Genomic DNA, 25132 nt, shown 5'->3' on the forward strand with positions numbered 1-25132 from the left:
GTTTCGCTTGTATTCGTCCTACTCAATTTTCACGCCAACTTCATTCACGAATCGCTTCCACCGGGGAATTTCTGCGGCAATGAACGCTTGGTAGTCTTGTGGCAATCCCCCTACTACCTGGAAGCCCGCTGTAGCAAGCTGGGCTTTAGTTTGCTCGCGGTTCAGTTCTTTATTGAATGCGGCAGAAAGCCACTCTATTACCGAATCAGGCGTATCCTTTGGCGCAAACAGACCCATGGAATACGAGAAATCCACTTCGGGATAACCAAGTTCCGCAAAAGTGGGCACCTCCGGAAGCTCGGGCAAGCGCTTCGATCCTGTGACCGCAAGGGGCTTAAGACGACCATTCTTCATATATTGAAGGCTGGAGGCGACAGTTGCCATGGTGGCTTGAGTTTCCCCGCCGACCAAGCCGACCAGCGATGGACCACCGCCCTTGTAGGCAATATGCGTAATATCCACCTTTGTCGCGTGTTTGAACTGCTCCATGGCAAAGTGAACCGGACTGCCATTCCCCGCCGAACCGTAATTGAATTGACCAGGGTTGTCTTTCAGGAGCTTGACGAATTCTTCAAGAGTATTGGCTTTAACGTCTTTGTTGACTTCCAGAATGAAGGGCATCTTGACGAGCTCAACGACCGGCTTGAAACCGTGAGTCGAATCATACGGAAGCTTGTCACCCACAAGAGCCGGATTGATAACGAATGAGTTATCGAAGAACCCCAGCGTGTAGCCGTCTGGCGCCGCTTCCGCAACGAACCGCGTCCCGATCTGCGCGCCCGCTCCTGGTTTGTTGTCGATCACAGCGGTCAGCGACGTTGTGGCTTTTATGTCTTTAGTGACCAGACGTGCGGCCACATCGGACGCGCCGCCCGGCACGTAGGGAACAATAAAACGAATCGGCTGAGTGGGATACGCCTGCGCGCCAACCAAACCCGAAACCAGCGAGAGCGCGCTCGCCACCATTCCCTTCTTTACTCTTTCGACGATGGTGCTCATGTATATCCCTTGTTTGTTACCTTGTATGCCGTTTCAACTGAGCGCTCGAGCCGCGGTATCGGCGGGCGTTTTACATCATGATGTTCTGCTTGAGAGAACAGATGTTCTATATTATAAAAGCTTCTGTGGGTTCGCGAGTGTAGGGGTTATTACTTAAACGCGACCCGGTCACAGCCCCACTAGTTTTCCTAGCATACGTATGGTAGATTTAGTCCATGAAACTTAGTTCAATAGAGGGCTTATGCGAACCGTCAATATCCACGAAGCTAAAACTCAGCTATCGCGACTAATAGAACAGGCAGTAAAGGGAGAATCTTTCGTCATCGCCAAGGCAGGAAAACCATTGGTCAAGGTGACCAGACTGGATGCCCCATTGGGCGAAGAGACCCGCCGTCTAGGCTTTCTCGCGGGGAAAATTGTCGTACCTGATGATTTTGATCGCATGGGTGAACAGGACATCGAATCACTTTTCGGTGGTCACGAATGAAGCTGCTACTGGACACTCATGTGCTGCTATGGGCGGCGGGGAATCCTGCCCGATTATCGAAGGCGGCACGCACTTTACTGGAAGATCCTCAAAACGAATTGCTTTTCAGCGTCGCCAGCTTGTGGGAAATAACCATTAAACGCAGCCTTGGGCGCTCCGATTTTCAGGTGGATGCGAGGCTGCTTCGCCGCGGGCTGCTGGACAACGGTTACCAGGAACTGGCTATTAGCAGCGCGCATGCAGTCTCGATCGATAGTTTGCCTACCATTCATAAAGATCCGTTTGACCGCATGCTTATTGCGCAAGCGACCACCGAGGGAATCACCCTGTTGACGGCGGATGATTGGGTTGCTCAGTACCCCGGCCCGATTCAGAGGATCTAGTCGCCCTACGCCAAATATTGCTTGAACCAGTCCACTGTGCGCCGCCAGGCAAGCTCAGCGGCCTCTTTGTCGTAGCGCGGCGTCGAGTCGTTGTGAAAGCCATGATTCGCGCCGGGATAGAAGTAAGCCTCATAGGTCTTACCGTGCGCTTTCAACGCCGCTTCATACTCGGGCCAGCCCTCGTTGACTCGAGCGTCGTGCTCGGCGTAGTGGATTAGCAGCGGCGCCTTGATTTTTGGCACATCTTCCGCGCGGGCCTGGCGACCATAAAACGGGACGGCAGCGGCTAGCTCGGGGTACGCCACCGCCGCGGCATTTGCAACGCCCCCGCCGTAGCAAAAGCCAGTGATTCCCACTTTCCCGCTGGCTTCGTCATACGCCATCAAGTACTCGATGGCAGCAAAAAAATCGTTCATCAGCTTCTGGGGATCAACCTGTTGTTGAAGTTCGCGACCTTTATCGTCATTTCCGGGATAGCCGCCCTTGGAGCTGAGTCCATCGGGCGCCAGCGCGATGTATCCTTCTTTTGCCAGTCGGCGCGCGACATCTTCAATATAGGGATTGAGGCCTCGGTTCTCGTGAACCACCACAACGGCCGCTAGCTTGCCCTGCACCTTGGCCGGTTTAACGAGGTAGCCGCGTACCTGACCATGGCCCTGCGGCGATGAATAGGAGATGTATTCGGCAACAATCCCTGGATCGGTAGAAGGAACTTGCTGAGCTAAGGCATAGTTCGGTCGCATCGAAGTGAAGATGGCAGAAGCCGTTAGCCCGCCCACCGCAAACTTGGCAGACTGGCTTAAAAACTGGCGCTTGGTAATTTTTCCGTGTGCATAGAAATCGTAAAGCTCGAGCAATTCAGGTGCGAAATCCTTGGCTGTCAGTCTTGTCATGACATCTCCTTTCCTCTGGCTATCGTTGGCGAACGAACGCCGATTATGCCGTGTGTCCAGAGATGTAATCCAGCATTAAATTGCCTGAGCCATATAGGTTTTTCGCCCTACCCCGCAGCGCACTGGTCCACATTGACGGTCAAAAAATGTGCTCTGTCCGAGAACTGATACACCATGCGCAGTTCTCCACCCAGCTCAATAAACGCTTGCAGCTCGGTGCGCGGGCGACAAGCAATCAATATCGCGGCTCTTCGCACCGACGTCCTGAAGGCATCCAGCGTCGTGCCTTTTCTCCTGGCCTCAGCGACGAGATGGCCTTCCGTATAGTCGAAGACGGCTGTCATACTGATTATGTTTTGTGTGGCGTCAATTTGCTGAAGCACCAAGCCTTGATTCAGACGAAGCGGGAGACCTTCTTCAATGGTTTCAGAAATGTTGGTCGCCGCGCGACATACGTCGATCTGCATATCGTTCGGTGTGCAGGGCTCTCCACCCCATGAAGCCGTTGAAATGACAAGCGAGACGAGAAAGGGTGCAGAATTCTTCATGGACATCTCCGGAGTAGGCCTACGTGATGTTGCTGAATTTCTCTGGGACCTAACCCGGCGTCTGATGCCGAGCGTCTCTTATTTTGCCATTGGGCTGCTCCCTGCAAGTTTTAATGAGTAGTAAACAGAAAATTTACATGTCTCGTGCAACTGCTATGCCGCATGCCGGAAGGCTTGGCGGCGCTTGCCGGCCTATCGCGTTTTCCACCGCGACGGCTATCGCCAACAGTGTCGCGTCGGATTTGCCGCGACCCATCAGTTGAATTCCAATAGGAAGCTCTGCCTCGTGCTGCGGCATAGGCAAGGATATGGCGCAAAGCGCAAGGTAATTTGCCGGCTGGGTATTGCGCGTCATGCCGAGCGCATGCGATAACGCAATGGCCGGGTCATCGAAATCAGAGAGCAATGGCGCGGGGCCAACCGTAGTCGGACTTACCCAGGCATCGAAGGCGTTAAAGCGCTGATCGACGACAGCAATGCTGTGTTGGCGCTTTTCTTCGAGCGCTAGATATTCGTAAGCTTTGGTCTGCAGGCCGGTTGCAACGCGTGTGCCAACGACCGGATCCATGAGGGCTTTCTGCTGATTGAAGGCATCGGCACCGAGTGTGGCGAGAATAGAAGCCGGCATGGCGACAGGAAAATAGGCCTCTCGTTCACCCGCTTCAGGTACGTTCACTTTCTTGAGGCGTGCTCCGGATTCCTGGAGCAGACGTTGCGTCAACACAATCGACTGGGCGACTTGATCGCTTAAACCATCAAAGAAGTAATTTTCCGGAACGCCTAACCTAAGGCCATCTAACTCGATGAGCGGTACGCGCTGAGCTTGGGCTGGCCCGTTCAGGCAGCTGGAGATCGCGTGAAACGCAATGGCCGCATCCACGGCGGACTTTGTCAGTAGACCAATGGAATCCACCCTCGGGTCGAGTGGAAAGCCGCCTTGGGTAGGCCAAAGGCCAGCGGTAGTCTTTAGACCCACTACGCCGTTATAAGCTGCCGGCACGCGCACCGACCCGCCCGAGTCGGTGCCGATCGCGAACGCGCAGAGCCCAGCACCCGCGGCAACGCCCGAGCCGGCGCTGGAGCCCCCCGGCACGCGATGATGGTCCAGGTCGTAAGGATTCCAGGGAGTGCCGAGCGGAGCCGAAACGCCGGTTATCCCAAGGCAAAGCTCGACCGCTTTGGTTTGACCAAGAAAGACACATCCCGCGCGGCGCAAAGCCTGGATGAATGGGCCTTCCTCTTCGCCGGTCACCTGAGGCAGCTGCATACGCGATCCGACTTTGGGCGCCGGCATGCCATGAATGGTGAAAACATCCTTGATGGCGACCGGAACCCCCATGAGAGGACCGAGATAGGTTCCAGCCGCGTACAGGGCATCGATCGCCTTCGCCGTGGCCAGAGCCGACGCGTGCGCCACGTGCTGGAAAGCGCCCAGCTTCCCGTCCCATGCGTCGATACGCGCGAGGTAAGCCTGGGTTACCGCCAAGGACGTTACCCTGCCTGCCCTGAAGTCTTCTGCAAAGCCAGCCAAACCCCGGTAAGCCAATGGGTCAGCCAGATGATCAGCCGTTTTAACCTGTGCCATGTCTTGTCTCGCCTCTTTTGTTACCGGGAACGCTTAGACCGCGTTTTCCCCTAAGCCCAGCTGTTGACGCCCTTGCTTCTAACTTGTAATTTATAAACCCTAACTATTAGAAGACTCTGGCCTCGTTCGATGCCAGCATACAGGAGACAATCATGAAAAGAAATAAGCTCGCCCGGGGCGCTTTACTCGCGCTCAGCACCTCTCTTTCCCTGGTTTGTTTCCAGGCAGCGGCTCAGGTTCAGGTCGGCGTTATTAATAGTCTATCGGGGGTTTTCTCTGCCTTTGGCAAACGGTATGACACCGGTATGCAGGTTGCGCTCGAAGAGATCAACAAGGGCGGCGGCATTAAAGGCCAGCCCGTCGAACTGGTCATCCAGGACGACCGCTCCGAAGCGCAAAGCGCACTGGCCGCGGTCGAATCCATGAAGAACAAAGGCGTTCCCCTGGTGCTCGGCTCGTACGCGTCGTCCATCACCGGCCCGATGGCGCGGCTGATGGCACGCGAAAAAATCCCGCTTATCGTGCTGGGCAGCGCCGATGACAGCATTACCCGGCCCGGATCCGACTGGGTGTTTCGGGCTAAACATAATTCCACCATCGTCGCGACGACTTATTTCAGTTACTTCGAACATCTACGTTCGCTGGATAGCAGTCTGAAGAAGATTGCCGTCTTACACGGAAACGGCGCGTGGCCCACCTCGCTGGCCGACGAGGGCGTCCGCCAAGCAAAAGCCCGCGGCTACGAGGTCGTGGAGCGTCAATCTTATGACCAGGGCACGACCGACTTCCGGCCTATCCTGAATCGCTTCCGCAATGCGCGACCCGATATTCTATTTATTGGTTCGTACGCCGACGACGGCGTAGCAATAACTCGCCAGCTTAAGGAAGTCGGATTGAATGCGAAGGCCATCGCGATCGACACCTCGTCCTCCTTGCCTAGCTTTATCGAACAGGTTGGTCCCTTGGCCGAGCAAATCGTGTCTGTTGTCAGCTGGAGCAAAGACGTCAAGCTCGAGGGCGTACAAAATCTTTACAAGCGACTCAAAGACAAGGCAAAAGGCGAGCCGTCCTTCTACGAAGCCGAGGGCTATTTGGCGCTCATGGTTGCTGCTGACGCGCTGAAGCGCGCCGACCCGAAAGACCGCGAAAGCGTTCGCAAGGCTTTAGCTGAAACGAATCTCGACACGCCGGTAACACACGTGGTCTTCAAAAACGACAATGGCTTCAAGGGCCAAAATCCCATTAAAAGCCTGGTTGTGCAGATACAGAATGGCGAGCACGTAACGGTGTTCCCGACAGACCTCGCGGCGAAGAAAATCCAGTTCCCCACCCCTCCCTGGAACGAGCGCTAAACCGCGGCGCGCAATGCATTACGGCCCGACGTGCTCGGGCCTTTTTTTCTGTAGAACAAAACCGGCGGTCGCACTGCCGGCTTGGCAGTCGTTAAAGGATGCGTTATGGGCGACCTTGTATCTTTCTTCCAGAATCTCTCCAATGGGATTCTTATCGGTACGGTCTACGCGCTGATAGGTATTGGCCTGAGCCTGGTGTTCGGCGTGATGCGCATCATTAACTTCGCACACGGCGACTTCGTGGTCATTGGCATGTATCTGGCGGTTGTGCTGAACGGCTTGCTAGGCTGGGATCCGTATTTATCGTTGGTGATCGCTATGCCGGCCGGTTACGTGCTGGGCTACCTTATTCAGCGCGTCATCCTTAACCGTATCGTCGACGCGCCGCCAGAAACCACCATGCTCGCCACGCTGGGGCTATCACTGATCATAGCCAATGTGCTGCTGCTGATTTTTGGCGGCGAGCCCAAATCTGTTCGGGTTTCCTATGCATCCGATGTGATCCCGCTGGGCCAGGTCAATATCTCGGTCATTTTGCTGTTCGCGGGCCTCGCGACCACGATCGTGACCGGCCTGCTGTATTTGATTCTGAACCGAACCGAAATCGGTCGAGCGATCAGGGCGACGTCCGAAAACCGCCTGGGGGCCGAACTGTCCGGCATCAATTCACGCAGAATTCAGGCCATCGTCTTCGGCATCGGGATGATGCTTGCCGTCACGGCCGGGGTAACACTAATCCCGCTGTTATTCGCCAGTCCGGTCACGACCGGCGGACTATTTACCCTTAAAGCGTTCGTCGTGACGGTGCTCGGCGGGCTGGGCAATATCGGCGCCGCAATCGCCGGAGGCATCGTATTGGGTCTGGTGGAAATATTCGGCGCATCGTATCTCGCCTCGGAATACCGCGACGCCTATGGCCTTGTTGCCTTCCTCATAATCTTGCTGATGAAACCGGAAGGATTGTTCGGCAAAACGGTGAAGCGCGTATGAAAAAGCATTACCTCCTGTTGGCACTACTCGCTTGCCTCGCGGCTGTCTATCCCATGATTTTTCCCGCTTACATGACCGTAGCGATTTCCGTGCTGCTGTTTGTCGGCTGGGCAACTTCCTGGGACCTGTTAGGCGGGTGGTCGGGGCAAGTAAGCCTGGGGCATGCCAGCTTCGTCGGTCTAGGCGCCTATTTCGTGTCCATCGGCTCTGCGAGCTTTGGCATCGCCCCCTGGTGGAGCATACTGGCTGCCATGGCTTGCGCAACAATCGTTGCCTATTTGTGGGGCCGGCTTACCTTCGGGCTGCGCGGGCCCTACTTCGCTCTGTCAACCATCGCGATTGCGGAAATTTTCCGGCTGGTCGCAATCAACGAGCGCTGGCTTACCGGCGGCGCCACGGGTGTATTCATCTCTGACCTGCCCCATCCCTTCGGCATCGACCTGTTTGAAAAGACGGCGCAGTACTACATGGCCTTAGGCTTCGCGCTGATTACGCTGGTAATTGTTTTTCTGATCTCGGGACGCCGACTGGGCTATCAATTGCGCGCCGTACGCGAGGACGAAGATGCCGCCATGGCAGCCGGTATCAATCCCGCCAATGTAAAGCTTAAGGCGTTCGCAATCTCCGGAGCGCTCACCTCGATTGGAGGTGGCATCTATGCCATTTTCCTGTCCTTTATCGAACCCCACGTCATCTTCAACCTGCTGCTGTCCATACAGATTGCCCTGACGGCCATTATTGGCGGCCGGGGAACCCTGTGGGGGCCAGCCATCGGAGCATTGGTTCTCGTACTGTTCGGTGAGCTTTTTCGGACCACCTTTGCGCAGGCCAATATGCTCATCTACGGTCTGCTGATACTAATGGTCGTGCTGTTTTTCCCGCGCGGCATCATGGGCGAAATGGTTCGTAACCTTGTCCGGAGACGCTATGCAAGCCGTGCTCAACGCTGAAAACGTGACCGTGCAATTTGGCGGGGTTGTGGCGGTCGACAAGGTGTCGCTGGCTTTACATACTGGCCAGATCTTGGGACTTATCGGGCCCAATGGCGCGGGCAAGACCACGCTCTTCAATGCCATCACCGGTTTCGCGCCGGTCTCCGACGGTTCGGTGCGCTACCTGGATAAGGACATTACGCACACGCCAGCCTACGAGCGAACAAGGCTAGGCATGGGCCGAACTTTCCAGACCGAAAGGCCTTATGGCGAATTGACGGTACTCGAAAATGTGCTTGTCTCGGCGTTCCTGCACGCACCAAAGCGAGACGCCGCGCAAGCGATAGCCCTTAAAGCGCTGGAAAAAGTGGCGTTGCTGGACCGTGCCGAGCAGCCGGCAAGCGACCTGAATCTTGCCCGCCTTCGGCGACTCGAACTGGCCAGGGCGCTCGCGCTTCAACCAAAGGTTATTTTTCTCGATGAAATCATGGCGGGGCTGAACCCTCCTGCCCTCAAAGAAATGATCATTCTGGTTCGCGGCCTGGTCGCCGACGGCGTTTCCATCATTATGGTTGAGCATATTATGGAAGCGATCATCGAACTGGCCGATCATGTGGTCGTTCTGGCCAGCGGCAGCCAGATCGCCGCCGGTACAGCACGCGACGTGATCAACGATGAACGTGTCATTGAAGCGTATTTAGGAACAGACTGATGTCGCACGGAAATGATCACATCATGCTTGACGTGAACGGCGTCGACCTTGGGTACGGCAAGCTGAAAGTTGTGCACGGCGTCAGCTTGCAAGTGGCCAAAGGCGAACTGGTCGGCCTGGTCGGTGGCAATGGCAGCGGAAAATCAACTATTTTGCGCGCCGTGTCGGGCATGATCCAGCCTTGGTCGGGATCAATCACCTTCAACGGCGAACTGATCGGCGGGCTCGCACCTTACCAGATGGCCGAAAAAGGGCTTGCCCACGTCCCGATGGGCCGGCAGCTTTTCCCCAACATGACGGTGGAAGAAAATCTGATCGTGGGTTCTTACCTGCCCCGGCTGCGCGCGGGGCGTAAAGCGCGGCTCGAGCATGTCTATACGCTCTTTCCAGATCTGCAAAAGTATTCGGGCTCCGCTGCAGGCGCCTTATCTGGCGGACAGCAGCAAATGGTGGCCATAGGGCGAGCGATCATGCTGGATCCGAAAATGATGATCATGGATGAACCCAGCTTAGGCCTGTCGCCGCTCTATGTAAAAGAGGTCATGAAAGGAATTCGACGCGTGGCTGAAACCGGCTTGCCCGTGCTACTGGTCGAGCAAAATATCAAGCAAGTCTTGCAGTTCAGCCATCGCGCCTATGTGCTGGAAAACGGCAAGCTCGTTCTAGAAGGCGCGTCGTCCGAACTGCAAGGGCACCCTTTGATACGCAAGGCATATCTGGGACTATAGGTAACTAAACGGCAGCAGCCATTTACCTCATCGCTTGGGGTGCATGAGCACCTCGAACGCCAGAAACTGGGTCACTTGACTGGCGTTGAAGTTATCATCCGATACCAGCACCAGACTGGCGTTGCCATTGGCAAGCCTAGGGCCCCACGCCATTCCCTCGATATTATCCAGCTTCGGCAAGGCGAGCGTATTAAGGTCTAGCACCAGTCGCTTCACGACCGGCTGAAAATCGATCGCAGCCAGCGACGTGAAGCCGCTTATATCGGTGGCGCCTGATATATCCATCTCATAGATACGGATAAAGTTGCTGTACTTGCCTGCTGCGTTTTGCACTGCCGAGCGCTCTGCGACCAGAAAACGCTCGTCATCGATGGCCAGTATCTCAGTGACGCCATTGTCGGCGAATTTTCCCCTGCCGGGTGTCGCTGGAATTGCATCGACGGGATACGCCACTTGCTTAAGCACCTGACCGCTACGACTGTATTGCGTCATTCTTACCATGGCGCCCACGGAGGTCGACGGTAAAGGCCCATCCTGCCAGAGTGGCGCCTCCATCGCCGTCCACAGCGATTGTCCATCGGGTGTGAATGTTAAGCCCTCGAATGCCAGGTTATTGCGCGGTCCTGTCTGGGAATGTTGCCGCATAGTGAACAGCGTGTGAGTTGGTAGCTCTTCAATGAATAAGCCGGCATTCGACGCTCGCCGAATGAAGGGATCGAGGCCCCGGCCACGATCGCCCTCGCTCGTGTACCAAACGCTACCATCGACGGGGTCAAAGCGGATCGCTTCTACGTCGGCGCTCTCGCCCCCAAACCACCGCCTCGGATAGGTATGGCCGTTTTCTTGTTTGAGCCGCGTCACGGCCGTCAGCGTCACTGAGTCAAACGACTGCTCGTTGTACGCCAGCGCAGCCGTGTAAAAGCGAGTCTGATCAAAGTCTGACCGGTCGTCGCTGGCAAGTATCCATCTATCTTTACTGGCATCGTAATCGATGCCCGACAGGCCGCCCACCGTCGTCTGTAGGAATTGCTCTCTGGTCGAGATCTGTTGCTCGCCAATAAAGCGCAACGCCTGCACGGACGGCCCTGTGTTTGCATAGGAAAACGGTGACAATAGCAGTGCAAACACCAATGAAGCGGCTGCGAGCAGAGACTTGAAAGGTAGGACGTGAAGGGAAGATATGCTGCTCATGAATACTGGCGCTTGCCTCAGAAAGCCTGGCCGACGATCCTAACGTAAACGTTTGACCATTTCATTAACGGCTCGAAATTTTCGTCAGCGTCACGCTTCTGGCCGTCGACCATAGCCCTATGCACAGGACGGCGCTCGCACCCATACCCAGTGCAAGCAGCAATGCACTTTCGAACAGCAGCGGCGCCACAAAGCCGGACACGACCGCAAAAATCAGCATCTGTACCGCGCTTTGCAGCGACGACGCCAGGCCCAGCATTTTGGGGAAGGTATTCAGGGTGATGACCGTCATGCCGGGCAGAGCCATCGACATCCCGAACGCATAAACGAAAATAGGTAGTACCGCCCACGGCACCGTAGCAATAAAGAGACTGTTGTACAGCACGTTCAGCAAGGCCCCTAGCGCGAGGATACTCAAACCGGCACGTATCATGATGGTGGGATGAATACGTCCGGCAAACCGCGAATTGATCATCGATCCGCACACCATGCCGCTAATGAAGGGCAAGAACAGCCACGCGAACGCCGTTTCGGGCAACTTCAGTATTCCCATGATGAAATTGGCTGCCGATGAGATATAGAGTGCGAAGCCTGCGAAGGCGAAACCGACGGCGATGACGGACATCACAAACTGGATATTGGACAAAGCCTTGAAGTAATTGCGGGCAATCACGCCTAGGTTCAAAGGCTGGCGCTTGCTGACAACGAGCGTTTCAGGCAGTTTACGCAAACTGAAAACCAGCAAGACGACACTGAACAAGCTTAGTAAGACAAAGGTAGAACGCCAACCCATATGGTTGTTCAAATACCCGCCCACCACCGGCGCGATAGCCGGCGCCAAGCTAAAGACCATAGCAATATTGGCAAAGAGGCGCTGCGCCTCAGCGCCATGGAAGAGATCACGCGCCAACGCCTGCCCTACCACCCGCCCAGCACCCGCAGAACAGCCTTGCAAGCCGCGAAAAAACAGCAGCCAGCCGAACGATGGCGCCAACGCAGAGCCAACCGAACCGATACCGAACAGCACCAGCGAAATAATGATGATTGGACGCCGACCAAAACTGTCGGACAAGGTGCCCCAGAATAAGCTCATGAACGCGAAGGCGAACAGATACACACTGAGCGTCTGCTGCACCAAAGGCTGACCAACCTGAAATTCAGCGCCAATGCTATGGAACGAAGGCAGATAGGCGTCGGTAGCGAATGGCCCCAGCATCGCTAAAGCAGCGAGCACCAGGGTCAGTGTGCGAGTATTCTTCATTAGGTAGTTCGGCTTAAACGGCCGTCAATCGTACCAGCATGTGAAGCCGGCCCTGTTCGCCCTGCATATAATTCATTGGCCGTATCGATCTTTCAACTCTTTCAATTGACGCACATGCAACCAGACAATCAGCTTCCCATTTCAATCATTCCGGACCATACGGCGGCCGACACTGCCAAGGCAAACGCCGAAACGCTTAAGTCGTACAAAAACCTCACGATGATCGTGTATGGTTTGTACGCTTTAGGTCTTTTTCTGGGCGGCGTGCCGACGGTCATCGGTCTGATCGTGGCCTACATCAAGCGAGGCGAGTACAAGAGCACGATTTACGGCGAGCATTTGCGCTTTTTGATACGCACCTTCTGGTACGGTGTGTTGTGGACTATCGTGGGCCTGATTCTGTCTTTGCTGTATGTCGGTTTCATCGTGATGTTCGCGGTCGGCATCTGGTACATCTACCGTATCGTGCGTGGCTTTCTTTGCCTTAACGACGGCAAGGGCGTTTGGTAATACAGGCTCGGGCGTCCGCCCCGACGCAAGCCGGCCCAAGCTTGCGCAGCAAGGTAAAATCGAATGCCCAGAATTCCAAGGCTCTAAATTCGTGACAACTGCTCAGATTGCACAAATGGTAATAATGGTCGTGCTGCTCGTCGGGGTCACCGCGGTCGGCACGGTATCCCTTTACAGGGCAAAGCGCCCCGCTTGGTGGCTGCCCATAGTGGGTTTGGCAGCCATATTCCTATGGCCTCTTATCAAGCGCGCATTGACCTGATGCGCGTCGCTACGTTCAGGCGCTTGCTTGTCGACAAGAAAGCCTCTGCATTAATCGTTACTTCAAGCACGGATCGATAGCCAAACGGCGTAGCCAATCCCCCTGCATGAAGGAATACGGCGGTGCCATCCACCATAACGCAAGCTTATCGCCCACACTAGTGGCAGTGTGCGTAGAGCATCGCGCATAGTTGTATTGTTATCAATACATGTATATCATTATGCCGGGCATTCGAAGTAAAAATCCAGAGGAGACTGAGACATGCATAAACAATTCTTACGCGCTGGTTTATTCAGCACCATCCTGAGCTTTTCAATGTCGGTTCCATCGGCCGTTTTCGCGGAAGAGCCACCGCTGAAACTCGTGGTGGGCGCATCGCCCGGCGGCACAACAGACCGCGTTGCGCGCGGCATCGCCAAAGAAATGACTGAAATACTGGGCCAGACTGTCATCGTAGAGAATCGTCCGGGGGCCGGCGGAAATATCGCCGCCGACCAGGTGGCCCGCGCGCCGAAGGACGGCAACACGCTGCTGGTCAGTTTCACCAGTTTCACCGTGAACGCTAGTCTTTACAAGAAGCTGCCATTCGACCCGGAAAAAGACTTCACCCCTATCAGCATGCTGGCCGAAGTGCCCAGCGTGCTAGTTGCCCGCAAAGACTTCCCCGCATCGGATGTCGCCGGCCTGATCAAGATGGCCAAGAAAGATCCGGGCAGATATTCATTCGCCATCGGTGGCGTGGGTTCTTCGCTACACATGGCGACGGCCAGTTTCGAGATGGATGCCGGCATCAAGGCATTAACCGTACCCTATAAGGGCACGGCACCGGCCCTGCAAGATCTCGTGGGCGGACAGGTTGATTTGATGTTTGCCAGCGCGGTCAACGTCATGCCCTTTTACGGCAGTGATCGCATCAAGTTTCTAGGCGTCACGAGCCCCGAACCGATGAAGCAGTTTCCCTCTGCGCCGCCGATCGGAAAAACCGTAGAAGGATTTACATCGAAGGCATGGTTCGGCATGTTTGGTCCGGCTGGCCTTTCGAAAGAGCGCGTAGAAAAGCTGAATAAAGCAGTGGCTGAAGGCGCAAAACGTGAAAGCTTCGTCAATCTGATCGCTCCAGAAGGCGGCACCGTAGTGACCTCTACGCCCGAAGAGTTCGCCAAATTCGTATCGGAAGACATCAAGCGTTATGCCAAAGTCGTAGAATTCACCGGTGTTACTGCCGACTGACCGAGCTAATGATCAACAACCCCACGCCTCGTTACTACAAAATCTACCGCCTGTTGAAGCAGGCAATAGAAACCGGGCAATATGCCCACGACGAGGCGATGCCGGGTGAAAACGTACTGGCGGAAAAATACCAAGTTTCACGCTTGACCATCCGCCGGTCGCTCGAACTGCTGCAGCGTGAAGGCCTGGTCCAGCGTCGGCAAGGTTCGGGTACCTTTCCGATCCCGCGCAACGTGGCCACCCAGCCCTTGCCGGCCGACATCAATAAACTTATGGCCCACCTGAACAAGATGGGCAGCGGCACCAAGGCGCGCTTGCTAAGTTTCAGCTACGAGACACCCAGCGAGATCATCCGGCACCAGCTGGAATTGCCAGCCAACGGCAGGGTACAAAAGGCCATACGCGTGCGCTACCACAACGATGCACCGTTTTCCTACCTGGTCACCTACGTTCCCGATGATATAGGCGAGCGCTACAGCGAAGACGATATGGCTCGTGCGCCTTTGCAGGCCCTATTGAAAGGGCTCGGTATCAAGCTGGGTTCCGCCGAACAAGCCTTTACAGCAACCGCGGCCGATGCGCATCATGCCGAAGCATTGAATGTGGAAATTTCATCGCCCTTGCTGTGCATCAAGCGCGTCACACGCGATACGCAAGGTCGCCCGGTCGAATACCTGATCGCCGTATATAACCCGGAAACGTTCGAATACCGCATGGCGCTGTCGAACAAGCCGGCCAAAGGCGTCGACGCATGGACCGTCGACGACACGTTTTAGCCGTAAACGTCAGTCGCCTTATTCGTAGCGCAAGGCAGTTTCCAAGAGCTGCGGCGTGCCGATCAAGTCATTCAGCTGATCAAAGTTAAGCATGGCGTTTGCCGAACCGGCCGTCGAGCCGTGTTGGTGCAACTGGCCATAATAGCTTTGCAAAGCGTGCCCCACCGCGCGGGCAGCGCCTCCTGGAAAGATAACGATACCGAATCCGAGGTCGCCCAATTCGCTGGCGGACAATATCGGCGTCATTCCGCCCTCGACCATATTTGCCAACAGCGGAACGCGGCCTTTGAAGCGATCACAGGCCTGGCGCATTTGCGTATCGGTTCGAAGCGCTTCAACGAACAACACATCAGCGCCACATTCCAGATAGGCCTCGGCGCGGTCCAGGGCGGCTTCCAGCCCCTCGACCGCCACAGCATCCGTACGGGCGAGAATCAAGGTCTCGTCGCTGCGGCGGGCGTCCAACGCCGCCTTGAGCTTGCCGCACATCTCGGCCACGGGTACAACGGATTTTCCGGCCAAGTGGCCGCAGCGCTTTGGAAAAGTCTGGTCCTCGAGCTGGATCATGGCGGCGCCCGCCTTTTCGAACCCGCGCACGGTCCTGATCACGTTCAGCGCATTGCCGAAGCCCGTGTCACCATCGACAATAATGGGCAGATCTACCCTATCGGTAATACGCGACAGAGTTTGTTCCACTTCTGTATACGTAGTCAGGCCGACATCCGACTTGCCCAGGCGGGTGTAAGCAATAGACGCACCAGACAAATAGGCCGCTTGGAACCCGGCCTGCCCGGCGATTAATGCCGAGAAAGAATCATAGACACCAGGGACCAGCAAGCAAGCCGAAGTTTGCAAAAGTGTTTTTAGTGGTTTCATCATTCGCCTAGGAAGGGCCCCTGCTTTAAAAAACAGGGACGACATCCCCGTTAAGTGGTGGAAAGCTTCTGTTGTAATTGGGCGAGCAGACCACCTGCCGTGGCCATCTCAACCAGAAAAGACGGGATCCTCTGACATTGCAAGATTTCTGGAGCGTGCACGGCGTCGCCATCAACATCTTGCTTGTCGTAAAGGCGCAGCAAAGAATGCTCGGTGTCGATTTCGACGTAGCTCCCTTCCGAGATTCGGTCCGCTTCGGGACACACGATCGCCAACAGCCCCAGATTGAACGCATTGCGGAAGTACAGGCCGCTGAACGACGGTGCAATAACGGCCTTGACTCCAAGCTGTACCAGAACGCCCACCGCCTGTTCGCGCGACGAACCGATTCCGAAGCTTGGGCCGGCCACGATGACGTCGCCCGATCGCAGCGCCGACGCAAGCCCAGGGTAGCGGCTTTCCAGGCAATGCCTTGCCATTTCGGGCAGCTCTAGCTTCATGTAGGCCCCAGGCGCGAGCGCATCGGTGTCGACGCCCTCGCCAACACGCCAGACACGATGCCTTTCCATTACTTGCCCTCCGCCAGGATGACACGCGGATCCGCGATACGTCCGGTCAAGGCAGACGCCGCAACGGTGTAGGGAGACGCCAGATAGACATTGGTATCGGAAGAGCCCATACGGCCCTTGAAATTTCGCGCCGTACTGGAAATGACGTTGGACGCCCCTGCGAGGGCATTCCCGTATCCGGAACAAGCACCGCAGGATGTAGCGAAAATCTGCGCGCCAGCATTGACCAAGATATCCATAATTCCTTCCTTCTGCGCATCTTGTTGGTCGCGCATGGTGGCGGGGGCGACCATGAGCCGCACGCCCGGATCGACGCGCCGCCCCTTCAATATCTTGGCTGCGGCCCTAAGGTCGTCCAGCTTGGCACCTGTGCAGGCACCAATGTATGCCACTTGCACGGCCGTTCCGGCGATATCGCCAACCGGATGCGAGTTGCCAGGACTATGGGGCGCCGCCACCATAGGGGCAAGCTGCGAAGCATCGAACCTCCGGATATCGCGTTCGGCAGCCTCGTCGGTTTTCCAGTGGTCTAGATCGACGTCAGCGCTGACCCCGGCGAGTTGCAGATAGTCCATGGTCGTTTGATCCGGCGCAATCAGCCCGACCTGGGCGCCGAGTTCTGCGCTCATATTGGACAAGGTCATGCGCTCCTGCATCGACAAGGCCGCCACCGCAGTGCCCGTATATTCCACGGCGCCGTAGTTCGCGCCATTCGTGCCATATAAGCCGATCATGTGCAGCATCATGTCCTTGGCGGTAACGCCCTCGGCCAGCGCACCGGACCACTGCATGACAATGGTCGCGGGCGTCTTGACCCAGATCTGCCCGGTTACGACGACGCCCAGCATTTCCGTGCTGCCGACGCCAAACATATAGGTACCGAAAGCACCGCCCGTCGGTGAATGCGAGTCGCCCCCGACGCAGAACATGCCGGGACGCAAATGCCCCTTCTGAGGCAACACCACGTGGCAAATACCAATGGAATCGTACACATGCGGCAATTGCTGTTCGTGGGCCCAATCGCGCGCTATCTTAAGGATTCGGCGCGAATCGTCGTCTTCTTCCGGTACGTAGTGATCCATTACCAGGACCACCTTCGATTTATCCCAGATCTGGGCACCAATCTTTTCCAGCATGGGCTTAAGACGCCGCGGGCCGCTGGAATCGTGGAACATGGCCAAGTCCACATCACACGTGACGATCTCGTCAACGGCCACCTGTTCACGGTGGCAAGCCCGGGCGATCAGTTTTTGAGCTAGCGTCTGCGCCGACATGAAAATCCCTGCTATGGTTGGATAGGATCTTTTGATTGTATATATGTACTTATATCAATACAAGTTAATTGGCGTGCTCGCCCCCAGACTGGGGCTGGCAATGTCACCCTCGTTCCGCTGAACAGCTTACTTTTCCCTACTACGCTGCGGGAAGCAGCACTGTCGCCAACATGGGGCGGAATATTCTGGAAGATAAGGACGTCGTCATTGGGAGGCCGAGATCAAGGTGAAGGTACAAGATTGTACTTCGGCACCGTAGCGATATCGCCGTGCATGGGGCTTCGGACAGCGGCACGTGTATTGCTGCATTCCGGCGCACCAAAAGGAAAACGTTCATGCCCACCAACATGCCAGCACGCGAATCGGATCGAATCCCGCCTGAAGCGGGAATCGACGATTTGCGCCATGGCGCGCAACGCTGCCGTGATTGCCCAATCGGCGAGCATGCGACCCAGGCAGTATTTGGCGAAGGCCCCGAGTCGGCAAAGCTCATGCTTGTTGGCGAGCAACCGGGCGACCAGGAAGACATACAGGGCCATCCCTTTGTGGGGCCTTCGGGACGGTTGCTGGACCGCGCGCTGGAGCATCTAGGATGGGCGCGCGATTCCATCTACGTGACAAACGCGGTAAAGCACTTCAAGTTCGAACCGCGCGGCAAGCGGCGTATTCATAAAACGCCGGCACAACAAGAAATCGAGGTCTGCATGCAGTGGCTGGAACGCGAACTCGAATTGGTTCAACCCGAAGCCGTCGTGGCCTTAGGCGCGACGGCGGCACGCGCGCTGGCCGGCCCCACCGTGAGCGTTATGCGCCAGCGCGGACAATGGGTAGTACGTCCCGACGGTCTGCGCATACTGGTGACGCTTCATCCTTCGGCGTTGCTTCGCGGACCGCCCGACGAACGTGAAGCCGCTTTCGCCAGATGGCTGGACGATCTGCGGCACGCGTCTCGTTATATCGCGCCGGGCTAGCCGATCAGGTTCGCAGGAAGCGCATCATAACGACGACAAGGAAATAGGCATGGACGACGACGTCATCATAATAGGGGGCAGCTACGCCGGCCTTTCCGCGGCCCTACAGCTGGCACGTGCGCGACGAAATGTCGTCATCATCGACGCGGGAGAACGGCGCAATCGATTTACCGACACGTCCCACGGCCTACTGAGCCGCGACGGCCATTCGGGCGCAGAAATCGCAGAGGAAGGCCTGCGCCAGATCCAGGCCTATCCCACCGTGCGCTGTGTCAGGGCCAGCGCCACCCAGGCAAAGGCAGCAGGCGACAAGTTCGTCGTCACCATTGATACCAGCGAACGTTATTCGGCACAGCGTCTGGTGCTGGCGACTGGCGTCACGGACCACCTGCCAGATATCCCAGGTTTGGCCGAACGGTGGGGCAAAAGCGTATTCCATTGTCCTTACTGCCATGGCTACGAACTGGACGAGGGGCACATTGGCGTAATAGCCACATCGGAATCGTCTATGCATCACGGCCTGATGGTCCCGGATTGGGGCAAGGTCACCTTCTTTGTCAACGAGGCATTTGATCCAGAGCCAAATCAATTGGCGCAGTTGCAAAGCCGGGGCGCCTTGGTAGAAAGGACCCCAATTGTGAGCATAGGCGGCGATCAGGCGGACGTGGAGTTGTCTGACGGCCGCCGTATTTCCCTTTGCGCCCTCTTTACGATACCGCGCACCCGCCTGGCCAACGCCATTGCCGAACAACTCGGCTGCGCGATCGAGGAAGGTTCCGCAGGCCCTTATATTCAGACGGGCTCGTCCAAGGAAACGTCAGTGTCGGGCGTGTTCGCCTGCGGCGATGCCGCAAGGCCGTCTGGCTCGGTAGCCCTGGCGATTGGCGATGGTGCCTTGGCTGGAGTTGCAGCCCATTTGTCGCTGGTGTTTGAATAAGCCGCCAAGCCTAGCAGGACAGCGCAGACCCCGGGGAACCTTGCGTCGCCGAGCCCACGCCGGAATATTCCATTTCCTGCATGACCCAATCGCGTCGCGCGTCGCCATAACGCCTGGCAATCTCGCACAGTGTCCGATCTAATTGCTGCACCGGCTTGAGGTCCGGCGAAAGCGGCAGACGAGTAAAGTCGCCGTCAGCCGGTTCGGTGATAAGTAGCAAGCCGCTGCGCAATGTGACGGGGCTTGAGTCGGACGTGGCTCGGACACCGACGCGACCGCTACGCGACCATGCATCTGCCGCCAACGCCAGAGCAATGTCATCGATGCCATCCTGTACGTCTACCCTCCAGCGCTCATCAAGCCAGAATGCCGCCTTGTTGAGTGCATACGCCCAGGCACGACCGACATTAAGGCCGAACAGCGCACTATCGTGCTCCGGGCCCCACGAGACGACACCCAGATCGTCGGCCAGATCCCTGGCCTTGTCCCGTCCACCGATGGCTTCGACCAGTGCGAGCATGGTTGGCACCGACGCGGTGATGCCGGTGCTGGTAACAACGCCGCGGTCGTAAATGTACCGTTGCTGCGGAACGTACGTCGCGCCGGGGTGGCGTCGAAGCAGCGTCCGGCGGTCATACCAGTGGCCCGTAAATTGCCGTCCATCAAGCAGCCCAGCCCGCCCAGCGACGCGCGCGCCGGAGCAAACTGCAATGATCCGCGCCCCTTGCGCTGCCTGACGCTGCAGCCAAGCCGTTATGGCCGGGACGCTATCGCTGCGCAGTGCCGGGACGATTACGTAGTCGGCGCCGTTGGGATACGATCTGTCGAAGCTGGCGAAGTCTTGTGCGCCGTCAATTTCCAGCGCGGGATACAGAACCACACGGCCGCGACGTGGGGCCACGATCTGCACATCGGTGAGGTCCGCACGCTTGAGCACGGCGTGTGGCAAAAGGAGATCGGTTAGTTCAGTACCTTCGTTCAATGCGACCACCGCGACCACTGGCCTACCCTCGCGTTGCGGCTTCAAGGCCTCGACAAAGGCCTGCTTTTGCTGTTGGATCAGGGTCACATCACCGTGGGCGGGCGAGAACCGCGCGGCGGCTGCATAGCACGTGAACCCGAATGCCATGCTGGCCCCTAACAGCACGTGCATGAACCATCTGAACATGGCGTCTTCTCCATCATTCCGATATCAATTCAGTCTAACAATGCCGATCCGGCCACGCAAGAGCAACATCCTTCACTATCGATACCCCTTTTGGTGTTCAGAGAGCACCACCAGGAGCGCTATTTTGTCGCTCTTGCAATTACGACTGGGCGTAGGTTTCGCCCGACATCAACCTTCAATTTGTTCAGAAATTTCGATGAGATTACGGTCGGGATCCCGGAGATAGATTGACCGAATTTTTCCGGTTGCACCGGTGCGTACCACTGGCCCTTCAACAATGGGCCAGCTGCGGCCCTGTAACTTGGAAATGACTTGCTCCAGGGGCAAAGAGGAAATAAAGCAAAGATCCAGGGACCCCGGCGTCGGTGCATGAGCCTTAGGCTCGAATTCACGTCCCTTTATGTGCAAATTGATTTTTTGCTTGCCGAACTTGAACGCCTTGCGTTCAACAGGTGGTGTACCACCCATGAAACTTTCCAGAGACATTCCCAATATATCCGTATAAAACGCAATACAGTCTTGTTCATGGGCGGTAGTAAGTACAAGGTGGTCCAGATGACTGATCATTTGCTTCCCTTTGAAGTGAACCTGCTTAACTGCTTGAACGTCAGGTTACAGGCGCCGGGTTGAACAAGGCCAGCGAATTATGCAGGCCCAGGGCCTCCGCCTTGCTTTGCTTGCGGCCGCTGGCAATATCCAGCATAAGATGGAATAGTTCCCAGCCCATTTCTTCTATCGTGGCGTCACCGTCGACGATGCGACCTGCGTTGACGTCCATCAAGTCGTGCCAGCGCCGGGCCAGGTCGCTGCGAGTGGCCAGCTTGATTACAGGCACTTCCTTCAGGCCATAAGGCGTTCCGCGTCCAGTCGTGAATAAATGCAGCGTCATGCCCGCAGCCAGCTGCAAGGTGCCGCACACAAAATCACTGGCGGGTGTTGCCGCAAAATTAAGGCCGGGCCGCTCGCACAGGTCGCCCGGGGATACCACACCGACGATGGGGGACGATCCGGATTTGATGATGGAACCCATCGCCTTTTCGACAATGTTGGACAGTCCCCCTTTTTTATTGCCAGGGGAGGTATTGGCGCTACGGTCGGCGAGGCCGCGCCCAAGGTAGCGGTCGTACCAGTCCATTTCGCGGATCAAAGCATCGGCGACATCTTGATTGGCCGCGCGTGCCGTCAGTTGAGCGATGCCGTCGCGAACTTCGGTTACCTCGGAGAACATGACTTTGGCGCCTGCTCGTACCAGAAGATCTGCCGCAAAACCGACCAGCGGATTCGCTGAAACGCCGGAGAACGCATCGCTGCCACCGCATTGAACTCCAACGACCAGAGCGGAGGCCGGACACGGTTCGCGCCGACGCCGGTTGAGAATCTGAAGCTTCTTGTCGGCAACGTTGACGATGGAGTCAATCATGCTCTGGAAACCGACATGCTCGTCGTCTTGCAAGCAGATGACATCAACGTCCTGCAGGTCCGCATGTTGGCGGCTATCGCGGATGGGGATGGTCGCTTTGGGAAATAGCAAGTCGGGTTGCAGTTTTTCGCATCCAAGACTGACGACCATTGCCTGGCCCCCGAAGTTGGGATTACGGGCAATATTGCGCAAGCTGCGGATGGGAATCACGGCATCGGGGGCATTGATGGCAACGCCGCAGCCATAGACGTGTTCAAGCGCAATGACATTGTCGACGTTGGGGTACTTGGGCAATAGTTGTTCACGAATCTTGCGCACGGCGTGGTCTACAACGCCAGATACGCACTGCACCGAGGTACTGATCGCCAGGATGTTACGCGTTCCGACGCTACCATCGGGGTTGCGGAAGCCATCGAACACATAGCCTTCCAGCGCTGGCTGAACCACACCTTCCGTGGCAACGGGAAGGTCGTCGAGGCCAGGCGCTTCTGGCATGTCCAGCCTATGTTCATTGACCCAGCTGCCGCGCGGCAGGTTCTGCCGGGCGTGTCCGATGATGACGTTATAGCGGTAAACCGGATCATTGATGGCCAAATCAGCCAGCGCTACCTTATGCCCCTGCGGCACGGGCTCGAGCAGAACCGTTCCGTCGGCCAATACTGCGCCTGTCGCGAGCCCGCCATGGTTGGCGATAATCGCGACGTTATCGTTGTCGTGCATCCGGATCATATGGGGCGTTTCTGGCGACATGGAGTGGGTTCCTTGGAAATAACGAATCAAAAGTGGCCGGCGGACTGCATTGCCGCTTGCCGAGCCGGCCATAAGCTGGATACATGGCGTACCAAGGTATCGTCCAGTTCTTCTAGCCGGTTTATTCCCAGCAAGGCCATGTTGCGATGGATTTCGGTTTTCAGAATCTGGATGGCGTGATCGACGCCGGCTGGCCCACCCACTGTCGCCGCGTAGTTGAACGGGCGGCCTGCAAACACACACTTTGCGCCCAGCGACACGGCCTTCAACACGTCGCTACCGCGGCGTATGCCACTGTCCATCATTACCACCAGGTCGGGCACTGCCTTCACAATCTCCGGCAGCACATGCATCGGCGAGACAGCGCCGTCGATCTGACGACCCCCGTGGTTCGATACGATGATGCCGTCGACGCCGGCATCGCGGGCCAGTACCGCATCTTGCCATCGCACCAGCCCCTTGACGACCAGCTTGCCTTTCCACGCATCCCGAATCTGCCGCACATGACTCCAGTTGAAATGGTCACGCGCCTGGAAGTCTCGTTCTACCGTGGCAGATAGTACGGGGGCGCCCCGTTCGGCGCGCCAATTTTCGAAATGCGGCATGCCATGGCGCAGCAAAGTGCGACCGAACGTACCCAATAACCAGCGTGGATGGCTAATGCCTTCCCACGCCAGACGCATCGTGGGCTTGAGCGGCGAACTGAAACCGTTGCGTTGATAATTCTCTGGGTTGACCGTTACGGGAAGGTCTACGGTAAGCACGAGAGTCTTGAAACCGGCGACGCTAATGCGCGCCAGCAACGCATCGACGCGTGCCGCATCGCCTGGCATATAGGCCTGAAACCACGTATTGGGCGCCGCCCGAGCGACCTCTTCCATCGGGATCAGCGAGGCGCCGCTCATGATGGCCGGAATATTGGCCCGCGCCGCAGCGCCGGCCAGCAGGACATCGCCCCGATATGCCCACATCGCGCTAAGGCCTACTGGCGAAATACCGAAGGGCGAATCGAAGGTTTGTCCGAATAGTTCTATTTTTTGTTCGCGCTGTGCCACACCCGCCAACATGCGGGGCATCAGCACATATTCGTTGAACGCAGCGCGATTATTCTTCATCGACACTTCATCGTCGGCCCCGTTATAGATGTAGCTGAACAGTTGGCGGGGCAGCTTCTTGCGCGCCGGACGTTCAAAATCATTAAGACTATAAATGCGCTTGAGCATAGTGCCTAGTCGGGACGGATCCCGTTGACGGTTAATCGTTTATAAAGGGCACGGCGAAACAGATCTGTAAAGGAATGCGGCTTGTTCACTGCACCGATGTTATGGTACGGAATATTCTTATGGATATATAGCGAAAATATTCCTATCATCTTGTTCGAAAAAATTCACCATTACACATCACGCCGGAATGCATGACTCTTAAGCAACTGGAAGCCTTTTTCTGGGCCGCAACCTGCGCCAGCTTCGCCGTCGCGGCGCAACGACTCCATCTGTCAGTATCTACGTTATCTAAACGAATCTCGGAGTTGGAGGCGTCGCTCGGAGAGCCGCTGTTTGATCGCGATACGTATCGAGCTACCCTGACGGCAACCGGGCATGCCATCCTTCCCCATGTCAGCGCCCTGCTCGACCAGTCTGAAGCGTTGCGACTTATTGTGAAACACGAAGCGGGGCTGCAAGGCCATCTGCGCTTCGGCGTCGGCGAATTGGCGTCGCAGACCTGGTTGCCTCGTTTCATTCGCCTGGCCGTCGAACGCTATCCGGCTCTGCAACTGGAACCCAATGTAGAAATCGGCAGCACCATGGAGCAGGCGTTGGAAAACGGTGAACTGGATTTCACGCTGGCGGCGGGGTTCTCGTCTCGCCGAAGTATCGTGTCACGTCCGTTAGGACAAGCGCAGTTTATCTGGGTGGCAGCTCCAATGCTGCTACGCGCGCATCCGGAGCACTCGACGGCACTGCTGCAAATGGCGCCCTTGATCACGATGCCATCGGGTGCAGGAACGCATCGCATGGTGGAAGAGTGGCTGTCGCGCACAGGCGTCGTGCTTGGACGCAGCCTCACTTGCAATACCTGGAGCGCCGTCTCGGCGCTACTGATCGAAGCCGTCGGTATCGGTTTCCTGCCCCAGGCCTGGGCTGCGCCTTTACTTGCACGCGGGCTTCTTCAATCGATGTCGGGATGGCCTAAGCTCAAACCGCTGCATTATTCCTTACAGATGCGACGCGACGACACGCGTCCCGTGATGCGCAGCATCCAATCTTTGCTCGAAGAGGTGGTCGACTTCGGTCTTCCAGTGAGCTTTCTAAACTGATAATGCACAGG

The 25132-nt window shown here is 56.7% G+C and carries 26 protein-coding genes; 13 read left to right on the top strand and 13 right to left on the bottom strand.

Translation table 11 applies throughout. From position 1 onward, the window contains the following. Nucleotides 1-18: 18 nt before the first annotated feature. Nucleotides 19-999 carry a tripartite tricarboxylate transporter substrate binding protein gene (locus EKL30_RS13350; RefSeq protein ID WP_126707732.1) on the bottom strand — a complete coding sequence of 327 codons (981 nt, stop codon included), beginning with the start codon at nucleotides 997-999 and terminating at the stop codon, nucleotides 19-21. A gap of 241 nt (nucleotides 1000-1240) precedes the next feature. Here EKL30_RS13350 and EKL30_RS13355 point away from each other — a divergent pair, with 241 nt between their 5' ends. Both EKL30_RS13355 and EKL30_RS13360 read left to right on the top strand, forming a co-directional pair. Next, nucleotides 1241-1486: a type II toxin-antitoxin system Phd/YefM family antitoxin gene (locus tag EKL30_RS13355; protein ID WP_126707733.1), complete on the top strand. Its 246-nt coding sequence runs from the start codon at nucleotides 1241-1243 to the stop codon at nucleotides 1484-1486. Then, a complete protein-coding gene (locus EKL30_RS13360) occupies nucleotides 1483-1869 on the top strand; it encodes a type II toxin-antitoxin system VapC family toxin (protein ID WP_126707734.1) in 387 nt (128 codons plus the stop codon). The genes EKL30_RS13355 and EKL30_RS13360 overlap by 4 nt, the downstream gene beginning before the upstream one ends. Before the next feature lie 5 nt (nucleotides 1870-1874). Here EKL30_RS13360 and yghX read toward each other — a convergent pair whose 3' ends face one another. The 3 genes from yghX to EKL30_RS13375 form a co-directional block, all read right to left on the bottom strand. Continuing rightward, a complete protein-coding gene (gene yghX, locus EKL30_RS13365; protein ID WP_126707735.1) occupies nucleotides 1875-2762 on the bottom strand; it encodes a YghX family hydrolase in 888 nt (295 codons plus the stop codon). A 107-nt stretch (nucleotides 2763-2869) separates the two neighbouring features. Further along, nucleotides 2870-3310, bottom strand: coding sequence for a hypothetical protein (locus EKL30_RS13370; protein WP_126707736.1), 441 nt, complete (start codon nucleotides 3308-3310; stop codon nucleotides 2870-2872). Between the two features lie 133 nt (nucleotides 3311-3443). After that, complete coding sequence (locus EKL30_RS13375) at nucleotides 3444-4895, bottom strand: amidase (protein WP_126707737.1); 1452 nt, start codon at nucleotides 4893-4895, stop codon at nucleotides 3444-3446. A gap of 152 nt (nucleotides 4896-5047) precedes the next feature. Between EKL30_RS13375 and EKL30_RS13380 the strand changes: the two genes are divergently transcribed. From EKL30_RS13380 to EKL30_RS13400, 5 genes are all read left to right on the top strand, one after another. After that, complete coding sequence (locus EKL30_RS13380) at nucleotides 5048-6247, top strand: ABC transporter substrate-binding protein (RefSeq protein ID WP_126707738.1); 1200 nt, start codon at nucleotides 5048-5050, stop codon at nucleotides 6245-6247. Between the two features lie 105 nt (nucleotides 6248-6352). Further along, nucleotides 6353-7237, top strand: a complete 885-nt coding sequence (locus EKL30_RS13385; RefSeq protein WP_126707739.1) for a branched-chain amino acid ABC transporter permease — start codon at nucleotides 6353-6355, stop codon at nucleotides 7235-7237. Continuing rightward, nucleotides 7234-8187 carry a branched-chain amino acid ABC transporter permease gene (locus tag EKL30_RS13390; protein ID WP_126707740.1) on the top strand — a complete coding sequence of 318 codons (954 nt, stop codon included), beginning with the start codon at nucleotides 7234-7236 and terminating at the stop codon, nucleotides 8185-8187. The genes EKL30_RS13385 and EKL30_RS13390 overlap by 4 nt, the downstream gene beginning before the upstream one ends. Then, on the top strand, nucleotides 8165-8881 hold the full coding sequence (locus EKL30_RS13395; protein WP_126707741.1) for an ABC transporter ATP-binding protein: 717 nt from the start codon (nucleotides 8165-8167) through the stop codon (nucleotides 8879-8881). The genes EKL30_RS13390 and EKL30_RS13395 overlap by 23 nt, the downstream gene beginning before the upstream one ends. Next, entirely contained in the window at nucleotides 8881-9609 is a 729-nt protein-coding gene (locus tag EKL30_RS13400) for an ABC transporter ATP-binding protein (protein ID WP_233583102.1), read from the top strand. The genes EKL30_RS13395 and EKL30_RS13400 overlap by 1 nt, the downstream gene beginning before the upstream one ends. Nucleotides 9610-9636: 27 nt before the next feature. Here the strand turns inward: EKL30_RS13400 and EKL30_RS13405 are convergent, their stop codons facing one another. Both EKL30_RS13405 and EKL30_RS13410 read right to left on the bottom strand, forming a co-directional pair. Further along, on the bottom strand, nucleotides 9637-10800 hold the full coding sequence (locus EKL30_RS13405) for an esterase-like activity of phytase family protein (RefSeq protein ID WP_126707742.1): 1164 nt from the start codon (nucleotides 10798-10800) through the stop codon (nucleotides 9637-9639). A gap of 64 nt (nucleotides 10801-10864) precedes the next feature. Continuing rightward, nucleotides 10865-12061, bottom strand: a complete 1197-nt coding sequence (locus tag EKL30_RS13410; RefSeq protein ID WP_126707743.1) for a multidrug effflux MFS transporter — start codon at nucleotides 12059-12061, stop codon at nucleotides 10865-10867. Nucleotides 12062-12175: 114 nt separating this feature from the next. Between EKL30_RS13410 and EKL30_RS13415 the strand changes: the two genes are divergently transcribed. From EKL30_RS13415 to EKL30_RS13425, 3 genes are all read left to right on the top strand, one after another. Then, on the top strand, nucleotides 12176-12571 hold the full coding sequence (locus EKL30_RS13415) for a hypothetical protein (RefSeq protein ID WP_233583104.1): 396 nt from the start codon (nucleotides 12176-12178) through the stop codon (nucleotides 12569-12571). Between the two features lie 523 nt (nucleotides 12572-13094). Next, on the top strand, nucleotides 13095-14063 hold the full coding sequence (locus EKL30_RS13420; RefSeq protein WP_126707744.1) for a tripartite tricarboxylate transporter substrate binding protein: 969 nt from the start codon (nucleotides 13095-13097) through the stop codon (nucleotides 14061-14063). An 8-nt stretch (nucleotides 14064-14071) separates the two neighbouring features. Next, nucleotides 14072-14839, top strand: a complete 768-nt coding sequence (locus EKL30_RS13425) for a GntR family transcriptional regulator (protein WP_126707745.1) — start codon at nucleotides 14072-14074, stop codon at nucleotides 14837-14839. Between the two features lie 18 nt (nucleotides 14840-14857). On the opposite strand, the gene EKL30_RS13430 is transcribed toward EKL30_RS13425, so the two are convergent. From EKL30_RS13430 to EKL30_RS13440, 3 genes are read right to left on the bottom strand one after another with little or no spacing between them, the layout of a single operon-like run. Beyond that, nucleotides 14858-15715, bottom strand: coding sequence for an oxaloacetate decarboxylase (locus EKL30_RS13430; protein ID WP_370246271.1), 858 nt, complete (start codon nucleotides 15713-15715; stop codon nucleotides 14858-14860). 50 nt (nucleotides 15716-15765) lie between these two features. After that, nucleotides 15766-16284 (bottom strand): 3-isopropylmalate dehydratase, encoded by a 519-nt coding sequence (locus EKL30_RS13435; protein WP_126707747.1) that lies wholly within the window; start codon nucleotides 16282-16284, stop codon nucleotides 15766-15768. Further along, nucleotides 16284-17558, bottom strand: a complete 1275-nt coding sequence (locus tag EKL30_RS13440) for a 3-isopropylmalate dehydratase large subunit (protein ID WP_126707748.1) — start codon at nucleotides 17556-17558, stop codon at nucleotides 16284-16286. Before EKL30_RS13440 ends, EKL30_RS13435 begins: the two co-directional genes overlap by 1 nt. A 335-nt stretch (nucleotides 17559-17893) precedes the next feature. Between EKL30_RS13440 and EKL30_RS13445 the strand changes: the two genes are divergently transcribed. Next, complete coding sequence (locus tag EKL30_RS13445; protein ID WP_233583106.1) at nucleotides 17894-18529, top strand: UdgX family uracil-DNA binding protein; 636 nt, start codon at nucleotides 17894-17896, stop codon at nucleotides 18527-18529. 49 nt (nucleotides 18530-18578) lie between these two features. After that, nucleotides 18579-19466 carry an NAD(P)/FAD-dependent oxidoreductase gene (locus EKL30_RS13450; protein WP_126707749.1) on the top strand — a complete coding sequence of 296 codons (888 nt, stop codon included), beginning with the start codon at nucleotides 18579-18581 and terminating at the stop codon, nucleotides 19464-19466. Nucleotides 19467-19476: 10 nt separating this feature from the next. On the opposite strand, the gene EKL30_RS13455 is transcribed toward EKL30_RS13450, so the two are convergent. The 4 genes from EKL30_RS13455 to EKL30_RS13470 form a co-directional block, all read right to left on the bottom strand. Beyond that, complete coding sequence (locus EKL30_RS13455) at nucleotides 19477-20634, bottom strand: DJ-1/PfpI family protein (RefSeq protein ID WP_126707750.1); 1158 nt, start codon at nucleotides 20632-20634, stop codon at nucleotides 19477-19479. Between the two features lie 168 nt (nucleotides 20635-20802). After that, the gene (locus EKL30_RS13460; RefSeq protein WP_126707751.1) at nucleotides 20803-21201 is read right to left on the bottom strand and encodes a VOC family protein; all 399 of its coding nucleotides are present in this window, start codon (nucleotides 21199-21201) and stop codon (nucleotides 20803-20805) included. Nucleotides 21202-21241: 40 nt separating this feature from the next. After that, nucleotides 21242-22804: a galactarate dehydratase gene (garD, locus tag EKL30_RS13465; RefSeq protein ID WP_126707752.1), complete on the bottom strand. Its 1563-nt coding sequence runs from the start codon at nucleotides 22802-22804 to the stop codon at nucleotides 21242-21244. A gap of 26 nt (nucleotides 22805-22830) precedes the next feature. After that, nucleotides 22831-24027 (bottom strand): alpha-hydroxy acid oxidase, encoded by a 1197-nt coding sequence (locus tag EKL30_RS13470; RefSeq protein WP_126707753.1) that lies wholly within the window; start codon nucleotides 24025-24027, stop codon nucleotides 22831-22833. A gap of 191 nt (nucleotides 24028-24218) precedes the next feature. Here EKL30_RS13470 and EKL30_RS13475 point away from each other — a divergent pair, with 191 nt between their 5' ends. Continuing rightward, on the top strand, nucleotides 24219-25121 hold the full coding sequence (locus EKL30_RS13475; protein WP_126707754.1) for a LysR family transcriptional regulator: 903 nt from the start codon (nucleotides 24219-24221) through the stop codon (nucleotides 25119-25121). Nucleotides 25122-25132 lie beyond the last annotated feature (11 nt).

Source organism: Candidimonas sp. SYP-B2681 (assembly GCF_003971065.1).
Classification (GTDB): domain Bacteria; phylum Pseudomonadota; class Gammaproteobacteria; order Burkholderiales; family Burkholderiaceae_B; genus Pollutimonas.